Genomic DNA, 8,834 nt, shown 5'->3' with positions numbered 1-8,834 from the left:
CCGGCGTACAGGAAGGCCGTGACGGTGTGGATGGAGAAGGCCCAGATGACCGACACGAAGGCCAGGAACTTGCACCACTTGGGCGGAGTCATGTCGTTTTTGAAGTACTGCAGGCTCGTCCAGCCCACGATGATGTTCAGGAACAGGTAGCCGTTAAGGACCATCATGTCCCAGAAGAGCATCGAATGGGGCGTGGCGTTTAAAAGCACGTTCATCATCCGTTGCGGCTGGCCGATATCCACGATGATGAAGCCCAGGCACATGACCACGGCCGCGATGGCCAGGAATTCGCCCAGGATGATCATCCTGGAGAATTCCTTGTAGTGGTGGAAGTAGTAGGGCAGCACCAGCATGACGGCCGAGGCGGCCACGCCGACCAGATAGGTGAACTGGGCGATGTAGAAGCCCCAGGACACGTCGCGGTTGAGCCCGGTGATCTTCATGCCGAAGGTCAACTGGTAGAACCAGAAGCCCAGGCCGAGCAGCACGACCAGCCCGAGGCCGATCAGCGTGCCCCAGTATCGGGGGCTTCCCTTGAGCGCTTTTTCCAGCATGGCTTACCTCACAGAATGTAGTACACGCTCGGCGAGGTGCCGGCGTCCGGTTTGCGGCGGATGGCGAAGTGCTCGCGCAGGGCCTTGCGGACATCGGAGTTCTCGTCGGACAGGTCGCCGAAGGCGATGGCTCCGCCGGCCGCTTCCACGCACATGGGCAGTTTGCCGATGGCCAGGCGCTCGGCGCAGAAGTTGCATTTTTCCACAACGCCGCGCATGCGCGTGGGAAACTGCGGGTTGAAGTGCTTGATGAACGGGCGCGGGTCCTGGAAGTTGAAGCTGCGCGCGCCGAAGGGGCAGCCGGCCATGCAGTAGCGGCAGCCGATGCAGCGGTGGAAGTCCATCATGACGATGCCGTCCGGGCGCTGGAAGGTGGCCTGGGTGGGGCAGACCTTCACGCACATGGGCGTCTCGCACTGGTTGCACAGAAGCGGGAACTGCCGGTGCTCGATCTCCTCGGACAGGTAGTGGCCGTGGGCGTCGGGGAAGGACTCCTCGTAGGAAGCGCCCCAGAACCACTTGATGTTCTTGTCGCCGGGGATGTCCGGGACGTTGTGCTCGGTGTGGCAGGCCAGGCGGCACTTCTCGATGAGCTCGGGGGTCATCTTGGCCGAGAAGATGGCCATGCCCCAGTGCTTGGCCTTGAGGCCCTCCTCGAAGTTGGCCACCCCGGGGAGCGGGCCGGCGTAGGCCGGGGCGTCGCCCAGGAAGCCGAGACGACCGGCGCCGACGCCGATGGCGGTCACGGCGGCCAGTTTCAGGAACTCTCGTCTGTTGTTCTTCATGATATGGTCCCCTTGAGTGGAGGTGTCACCGGGCGCGCCGGCCTAGTGTCCGCCCGCTTCGCCGTTTTGGGCGAGGGGAATGGGCGATTTCTGGTTCGGCGTCAGATTGTGGCAATCCCAGCAGTAGGGGGCCACGCCAACCGTCTCGTGGCAGCGATCACAGAACTTGGCCTTGTCCGTATGGCAGCTCATGCAGGTGTTGGTGAGGCTCTTGACGAACTTCTGGCCCTTGGCGTTGACGTAGATGCGATTGCCGTCGCGCACGGCCTCGTTGCGCCACTCGTTTAGGATCTGCATGTGCTTGTCGCGCATGGTCTGCGCGTCCTCGATGCAGTCCTTCTGGTCCTTGGGCAGTTCCGGTTTCACCTCGAAAGCGCCTTTGCCCATGTTGTAGGCGACGGGTGCGAAGATGAGGGCCAGGAAGAAGATAATGCCTGGAATGATGTATTTGGCATTGTACATAGGTTATTCCTCCTCGTCCTCCATCCCCGGCAGGGGGTTTTGCCTGAGGTCGGTGGTGCGCTTCTTCTCGCCGTCGAGAATGAGCGCATTGCCCACCAGCTCATGCACGCCGGAGACGCCGACACCCGGGGCCCAATAGTCGCACAGCGGCGGCAGGGTGGCGCGGTCGATGGCGCAGATGCAGGCCAGGTTGTTGACGCCGTGGCGATCGCGCACGTACTTGACCGCGTTGCCTCTGGGGAGGCCGCCGCGCAGGCGCGTTTCCGTGAACTCCTCGTTGTTGAGGCCCGCGCCGCCGCCGCAGCAGAAGGTCTGCTCGCGGATGGTGTTTTCGGGCATCTCGTAGAACTGGCGGCAGACGTTTTTGAGGATGTAGCGCGGCTCCTCGAACAGGCCCATGCCGCGGGCGGTGTTGCAGGAGTCGTGGTAGGTGCTGACGAAGTTGTCGTTGCGGCTGGGGTCGAGCTTGAGCTTGCCGTTTTTGATCAGGTCGGCCGTGAACTCGCAGATGTGGAGCATCTTGGTGCCGGCGGCGGCGTCGAATCTGGTGCCGGTGACGGGCGAGACCGGGGTCTCCATGAAGTCGGCCGGGCCGTTCATGGTCAGCATGTACTGGTTGATGACGCGCCACATGTGGCCGCACTCGCCGCCGAGGATCCACTTGGCGCCCAGGCGCTTGGCCTCGGCGTACATCTTGGCGTTGAGCTTCTTCATCATCTTGTCCGAGGTGAACAGGCCGAAGTTGCCGCCCTCGGACGCGTAGGTGCTCCAGGTGACGTCCAGTCCGAGGTAGTCGAACAGGATCAGGTAGCCCATGTAGGTGTAGATGCCCGGGTCGGCGAAGATGTCGCCGGAGGGCGTGATAAAGAGGATCTCGCAGCCCTTCTTGTTGACGTTGGGCCGGACGCGCCTGCCGGTGATCTCCTCGATGTCGTCGCAGAGGAAATCCATCATGTCCTTGTAGGCATGGGGCTGGATGCCGAGGTGGTTGCCGGTGCGGTTGCAGTTGGCGGCCGGCTCGAGAATCCAGTTGATGTTGCAGCCCACCTCATGGAGGAGTTCCCGCGCCATCATGGTGATCTCGGCGGTGTCGATGCCGTAGGGGCAGAACAGCGAGCACCGGCGGCACTCGGTGCACTGGTAGAAGTACATGAACCATTCCTTGATCACGTCTTCTTCCAGCTTGCGCGCCCCGGCCAGCTTGCCGAGCACCTTGGCCGCGGCCGAGAACTCGCCCCGGTAGATGGAGCGCAGCAGTTCCGCGCGCAGCACCGGCATGTTCTTGGGGTCGCCGCCGCCGATGAAGAAGTGGCACTTGTCGGCGCAGGCGCCGCAGCGCACGCACACGTCCATGAAGATCTTGAACGAGCGGTACTTCTTGAGCTTCTCGCGGAACTTCTCCATGACGATGCGCTGCCAGTCCGGCGGCAGCTTCCAGTCGTCGTCCATGGGGTTCCACTCGCGGGGATTGGGCATGCCGAGGTACTTGAGGATGTCGGGCTTGCCGGGATAGCTGAAATTGCCGGGCTTAAACGCGGTCTTGGAATCCATCCAGGATTTGACCGGCGTGGTGTAGTTGATCTTGATGAGTTCTTCCGGTGGCGGATACTTGGCCATGATCGCTCCTCGCTTCTCTCCAGAATGATGAAATGGGGTTGCGGCCCGCTTAGGCCTGCTTGTCCACAGGGAGTCCGGCTTCGATCATCTTCTCGCGGAAGTCGTCCTCGTAGGCCTCGTAGGAGTGGGGCTTGATGCTCGGGTCGTTCCACGGGTTCACCCACATGGCCCGCCGGCTCATGTTGGGCAGGACGCGGGTGGGAGAGAGGAAGACGCCGCCCATGTGCATGAGCTTGGAAAAGGGGAAGTAGATGAAAAGCGCGCACACCAGGGTGAGATGGGCGTAGACCGACGGGTCGATGGCCTCCTTGGGCAGGTGGGGGTGCAGGGTGACCAGGCCCATGGCCAGTTCCTTGACGGCGATGACGTCCACCTTGACCACGTAGCGCATCCAGATGCCGGTGAGCGCGATGCCGAGGATCAGGAGCAGGGGGAAGTAGTCCTGCATGAGGGAGATGTAGCGCACCTTGCCGTCGAAGACGCGGCGGGCGAACAGGAAGAACAGGCCGAGCAGGATCAGGGCGTCGGTCTGGTACATCACGGGCAGGCCGATCTGCAGGATGGAGTCGAAAAACTCCGTGACATGCACGGCCCAGGGCACCGGCGCGAGGAAGAAGCGCAGGTGCCGGATGAGGATGACCAGGAAGCAGTAGTGGAAGATGAGCGCGAACAGCCACAGGGACTTCTCGGAGCTGTATCCCACCTTGGGGCCTTCCTGCTGGAGCTTCACCGACGTGTTGCGGAAAAGCGAGCGAAAGGTCAGCACCTCGAAGACCATGCGCATGAACACCCCTTTCTTGTCAGAGGGGTTGTCCCAGGGGCTGTTCTCGATCCAGGGCAGCGATTTCTGCTGGCCGCCCGTGGTGGGAATGCAAAACGGCACCGGGCTCTTGGCCCAGTCCACGATGCGCAGGACGAATCCCACCATGAACACGATGATCGCGATGTACGGGAGCACGATCCCGAACAACGCCCCCATCCCCATCCCGGCGCCCAGCCACGGGATGACGATGAGCGCCAAGACCGCGAGTAAGGAATAAAACGCTGCCATGTACCCTCACCTCGTTAAAGGTTTGCCCCAAACGCGCCTCACGGTTCCTCTCCCTCGGCGGAGAAGTCGCAGACGAGACCCGACCGCTTGAGGAGCCGGTCGTATTGTTTCCTGATCTGGGCGATGCGCAATTCGGCGATCTTGGCCCGGCACTGGCAGTAGATGTCGAAGGCGAAGAGCGCCAGAACGTCGACGGCCGACTCCAGGGCGAGCAGTTCCACGAACAGGTCGTGCTCGACGACCTTCTCCCACAGCGTTTCGCGCACGGCCTTTTTCAGCAGAAAGACGAAGGCCGTGGCCTGGGACGGGGTGAAGTCCTGCACGGCCCGCACCCGCACGATCTCGTCGAGCATGGGGGCGAAGACCTCGGCCCGCGGACTCTCGCCGCACCCGGCCAGGGCCACCACGATGCCGCGCATGCCGGCCTCGAACTTGTGCCGCACCGGATTGGCGAAGGGATCGTCCTTTTTTTTCCAAAGCACCGCCGTATTTTCGGCGTAGGTATCCAGGACCAGGTCGAACCAACGGTCGAGGACGGCCTTCTGCTCGAGGACCAAGAAATCCGCTAGCTTGAGCATGAAAAATGTCCCTTTCTTCACAATCGCTTAACAGGCTGATTCCTTATCAGAAAAGCACAAATTGTAAAGGAGGGGCAAGCGCGCGCGGCGTCTTGCAACCCCGTGAAATCCCACTCCTTGCCTGACAGGGGAGAATTTTGCTATTTTCGGAAAAAAGAAGCGGCCCATGAAATTACCCCCCATGCAGCAGGAAATCCTCCGGGCCGCCGCGGCCTTCGCCACGGTGGAACGGTACCAGGGGGCCCTGCCCAGACGACAGGCCCTGCTCTATTCCAAAAAAGACCTGGCCGCCCTCGAAGAGGCCGGACTCCTGGAGCGCATCAAGCTCTCCTACCCCTGCGGCCGCACCATGGCCGGCTGGCGGCTGACCGAGGCCGGCCGCCTGGAGCTGCCCCAGGCCGAGACGCCCGAAGAGCCCGAGCTCATGCCCGAGCACCTGCGCATCTTAAACGACGTCTACCACTACTCGCGGCTGTCCACCTTCCGGGGCATGATGCCCGGCGACGTGGCCCGTCGACAGTGCGACAAGGACGACCTGGAAGACCTCTTCAACCACGGCTACCTGCTGCGCATCCGCGTGAAAAACGACGGCAAGGCCAAGGGCTGGGTGGTGTCCAACAAGGGCTTGGCCGCCCTGCGCCGCCGGCAGGAGCAAGACGGAACGCCCGCCGCGCCCGCCTAAGGACTAGGACGCCCCTCCCCTCTTCCGCTCCGCCCTTTCGGCGACAATACCGTCATTTTCCCCCGTTGCGGATGACTTTTCCGTGCATCCGTGAAAAAAACGAGAGGTCGGCCACGGTCCTGCCCGAAGCCGCGACATCCAGGAGCAGCCCTGCCGCGTCGTCGGGGAATCGTCTTTCCTTCCCGTCAGCGCCTGCCGCCTCGCCGGCTGCGCCGCGAACCGATGGGAACAAGGAGCCCGACATGCGCCGCATCCTCGCCGTCCTCGCCCTCGCCCTGCTTTCCTGGCCCGCTCCCGCCACGGCCGCCCCGCCGCCGGACGTCATCTTCCGCAACGCCACCTTCGCCACCCTGGACGCGTCCGGCAGCCTGGCCCAGGCCGTGGCCGTGAAAAACGGCAAGTTCACGGCCGTGGGCTCGGAAGCCGACGTCACGGCCCTGGCCGGGCCGGACACCCGGCTGGTGGACCTCGGCGGCAAGTTCGTGAGCCCCGGCCTCATCGACGCCCACACCCACCCTATGGAGACCTACTATCTCAAGAACGACTGGGTGGACTGCCGCTACCCGGACACGCCCTCCGTGGCCGAAGCCCTCAGGCGCATCGCGGACTGGGCGGCCAGGACGGCCAAAGGGCAGTGGATCTACGCGGCCTGCGTGTCGGCCTCGGAGAACAAGTTCGCGGAAAAGCGGCTGCCGAACCGGGCCGAGCTGGACAAGGCCGCGCCGGACAACCCGGTGGTCCTGGCCAACGGCGCGCACCAGGTGGTCGTCAACTCGGCGGCCATCAAGGCCCTCGGCATCACGCAGGGCATGACCAAGATGCGCCACGGGGCCACGGTCATCCTCGGACCGAACGGCGAGCCCACGGGCGTGGTCCTCGACGCCCAGGCCGACATCCCCACCGACCCGAGTCCGGCCACCCTGGAGCGCGCCTACACCGACGGCATCCAGGAGCTGTGGAACGGCTACGGCTTCACCTCGGTCGCGGCCATCACCCCGGCGGCGGCCCTGCCCGTGCTGCAAAAAATCGCCGCCTCGGGGGCCAGGCCGCACATCCGCTACACCGTCTCGGTCTGGACGTCTCCCAACGCCTCGGACATGCCGGAAAACCTCGACGCCTTCCGCATGCCGGCCAAGGCCGACCCGGCCTGGTACCGGTTCGCGGCCGTGAAGGCCTGGATGGACGGGGAAAACGACGCCAGGAGCGGCTACATGTGCGAGCCCTACCTCGGCCACGACCGCGACGATCCCCCGGGCGGCCGCGGTTCCCTGGTGACCAGCCAGGCGCAGGCCGACCGCTTCGCCGCCATCGCCGCGAAAAACGGCGTCATGCCCATGCTGCACTGCTCGGGCGACGCGGCCACGGACATGGGGCTTGCGGCCTACGAGCATCTGGTCAAATCCGGCGCCCCCCTGCCGCCGCTCATGCGCATCGAGCATTTCGGCATGTTCCAGCTCAAGGCCGACGAGCTCGCCCGGGCCAAGGCCCTCAGGGACAAGGGGCTTCGCATCTCGGTCCAGCCCGTGTGGCTCACGGCCCTGGTCAAGGCGGACTTCGAGAACATGGACCCCAAGCTGGCGGCCACGGGCTTCCGCTTCCGCGACATGATCGACGCGGGCCTTACGCCGGCGGCCAGCACGGACATGACCGGCATCTACCTGGCCAACATCTCGCCCCTGAAGGCCATGGCGGCCAGCGTCACGCGCCAGTCGGACATGGGGGTCTTCGAGCCCCAGGAGGCGGTCACGCCCGAGGAGGCGCTTCGGATGTGGACCACCTGGGCGGCGGCGTCCCTGGGCGAGGCCGACCTCAAGGGCAGCATCGAGCCCGGCAAGTACGCCGACATGACGGTCTACTCGGACAACCTGCTGACCGTGCCCAAGGAGCGGATCAAGGACGTCGTGGTCACGCGCACCATCGTCGGCGGCGAGACCGTCTACCAGGGGCAGTAGCGACGAAACCGGAAAGATACGCCAGCGTCGTTTATTAAACGCCGGGCATCGTTGCGCCGCGCCAAGCCTGGGCGCGTTGGGGAGGGCCCGGCGGCAAGGGTCGCCGCTCTCCCGGGCCGGTCGCCCGGCCGGCCCCGGTAAAATGGCTTCGGGCTAAAATTCGCCGCGCAGACTGGCGGCTTCGGGGCGGTGGGGACGCCAGGACAACCGCACGTCCAGCCCCTCGCGGTCGCCGCCCTGGCTGGCGCGGATCTCCACGTCCAGCATGACCGCCGGGGACAGGTTCATGGACATCCGCCCGGCCGTGACCCCGAGGCTGCCGGCCCGCAGTTCCCGGGCCAGGCCCTCGAGCCTGTCCGCCGCCTCCCATACGCCCATCACCCCGCCCAGGCGGGCCGTTTTCGTGTGCATACGCGCCTCCCGGCCGCCTGCCGGCGGCCATGGCGCGTCCTACCCTTCCCGGATGTCCGGCCGACGTCGGCGCGGTTACGGACGGATTGCTTCCGGCTCGTCCCCGGCCCTGGGGCCGGCGGCCATGGCCAGGACCCCGGCCATGGCCTCGAGCGCGGCCTGGCGCTTGACGGCCAGCCGGTCTCCGTCGAACTGGAAGCGTTTGACGGCCACGCCGTCCGGGCCTTCCCAGGCTATCCAGACCGTGCCCACGGGCTTTTGCGGGGTGCCGCCGGACGGCCCGGCCACGCCGCTTATGGCCACGGCCACGTCCACCCGCATGACGCCGCGCGCCCCGCGCGCCATGGCCAGCACCGCCTCGCGGCTGACCGCGCCCTTGGAGTCGAGGGTGTCCTGGGACACGCCGAGCACGTCGCGCTTGACCGCGTTGGCGTAGGCCACCACCGCGCCGTTGAACCAGGCCGAGGCGCCGGACGCATCCGTGAGCACACTCGCGAGCAGCCCGCCGGTGCACGATTCGGCGCAAGCAAGCGTCCAGCCCCGCGCCACGAGGGCCTCGCCGAGCCTTGCGGCCATCGCCTGCAACTTCTCCTGCATACACTCCCCCCTGCTTCGCTCCTTTACCCCGACTAGCCGATTCCCCTGCCCTTGTCACCGCCGCGACGCCTCTCGCCTTTTCAACAATATTGTCATTCCATCCCCTCCCCCCTTTCGGGGTGGTCCAGGAGGGGCCCTCGGCCCC

At 65.2% G+C, this 8,834-nt stretch carries 10 protein-coding genes; 2 read left to right on the top strand and 8 right to left on the bottom strand.

Annotated elements, in window-relative coordinates; genetic code table 11:
* The 6 genes from nrfD to Q1K70_RS14540 form a co-directional block, all read right to left on the bottom strand.
* Positions 1–554, bottom strand: a 554-nt coding sequence (gene nrfD, locus Q1K70_RS14565; RefSeq protein ID WP_300160992.1) for an NrfD/PsrC family molybdoenzyme membrane anchor subunit, incomplete at its 3' end; no start/stop codon positions are given.
* A gap of 8 nt (positions 555–562) precedes the next feature.
* Positions 563–1,339, bottom strand: a complete 777-nt coding sequence (gene dsrO, locus Q1K70_RS14560; RefSeq protein ID WP_300160991.1) for a sulfate reduction electron transfer complex DsrMKJOP subunit DsrO — start codon at positions 1,337–1,339, stop codon at positions 563–565.
* 42 nt (positions 1,340–1,381) lie between these two features.
* Positions 1,382–1,801 (bottom strand): sulfate reduction electron transfer complex DsrMKJOP subunit DsrJ, encoded by a 420-nt coding sequence (gene dsrJ, locus Q1K70_RS14555; protein ID WP_300160989.1) that lies wholly within the window; start codon positions 1,799–1,801, stop codon positions 1,382–1,384.
* A gap of 3 nt (positions 1,802–1,804) precedes the next feature.
* The gene (dsrK, locus tag Q1K70_RS14550) at positions 1,805–3,418 is read right to left on the bottom strand and encodes a sulfate reduction electron transfer complex DsrMKJOP subunit DsrK (RefSeq protein ID WP_300160987.1); all 1,614 of its coding nucleotides are present in this window, start codon (positions 3,416–3,418) and stop codon (positions 1,805–1,807) included.
* A 49-nt stretch (positions 3,419–3,467) separates the two neighbouring features.
* Positions 3,468–4,469: a sulfate reduction electron transfer complex DsrMKJOP subunit DsrM gene (dsrM, locus tag Q1K70_RS14545; RefSeq protein WP_300160985.1), complete on the bottom strand. Its 1,002-nt coding sequence runs from the start codon at positions 4,467–4,469 to the stop codon at positions 3,468–3,470.
* 38 nt (positions 4,470–4,507) lie between these two features.
* The gene (locus Q1K70_RS14540) at positions 4,508–5,047 is read right to left on the bottom strand and encodes an RsbRD N-terminal domain-containing protein (RefSeq protein ID WP_300160983.1); all 540 of its coding nucleotides are present in this window, start codon (positions 5,045–5,047) and stop codon (positions 4,508–4,510) included.
* A 166-nt stretch (positions 5,048–5,213) separates the two neighbouring features.
* Here Q1K70_RS14540 and Q1K70_RS14535 point away from each other — a divergent pair, with 166 nt between their 5' ends.
* Positions 5,214–5,729, top strand: coding sequence for a hypothetical protein (locus Q1K70_RS14535; RefSeq protein ID WP_300160981.1), 516 nt, complete (start codon positions 5,214–5,216; stop codon positions 5,727–5,729).
* Between the two features lie 242 nt (positions 5,730–5,971).
* Positions 5,972–7,681 (top strand): amidohydrolase, encoded by a 1,710-nt coding sequence (locus tag Q1K70_RS14530; RefSeq protein ID WP_300160979.1) that lies wholly within the window; start codon positions 5,972–5,974, stop codon positions 7,679–7,681.
* Between the two features lie 153 nt (positions 7,682–7,834).
* On the opposite strand, the gene Q1K70_RS14525 is transcribed toward Q1K70_RS14530, so the two are convergent.
* Both Q1K70_RS14525 and Q1K70_RS14520 read right to left on the bottom strand, forming a co-directional pair.
* A complete protein-coding gene (locus Q1K70_RS14525; protein ID WP_300160978.1) occupies positions 7,835–8,092 on the bottom strand; it encodes an amphi-Trp domain-containing protein in 258 nt (85 codons plus the stop codon).
* A gap of 75 nt (positions 8,093–8,167) precedes the next feature.
* Positions 8,168–8,689, bottom strand: coding sequence for a CinA family protein (locus Q1K70_RS14520; RefSeq protein ID WP_300160976.1), 522 nt, complete (start codon positions 8,687–8,689; stop codon positions 8,168–8,170).
* Positions 8,690–8,834 lie beyond the last annotated feature (145 nt).

Source organism: Solidesulfovibrio sp., from assembly GCF_029978005.1.
GTDB lineage: Bacteria > Desulfobacterota > Desulfovibrionia > Desulfovibrionales > Desulfovibrionaceae > Solidesulfovibrio.
Note: the sequence above shows the minus strand (reverse complement) of the source record. Positions and strands in the feature narration are given on the sequence as shown.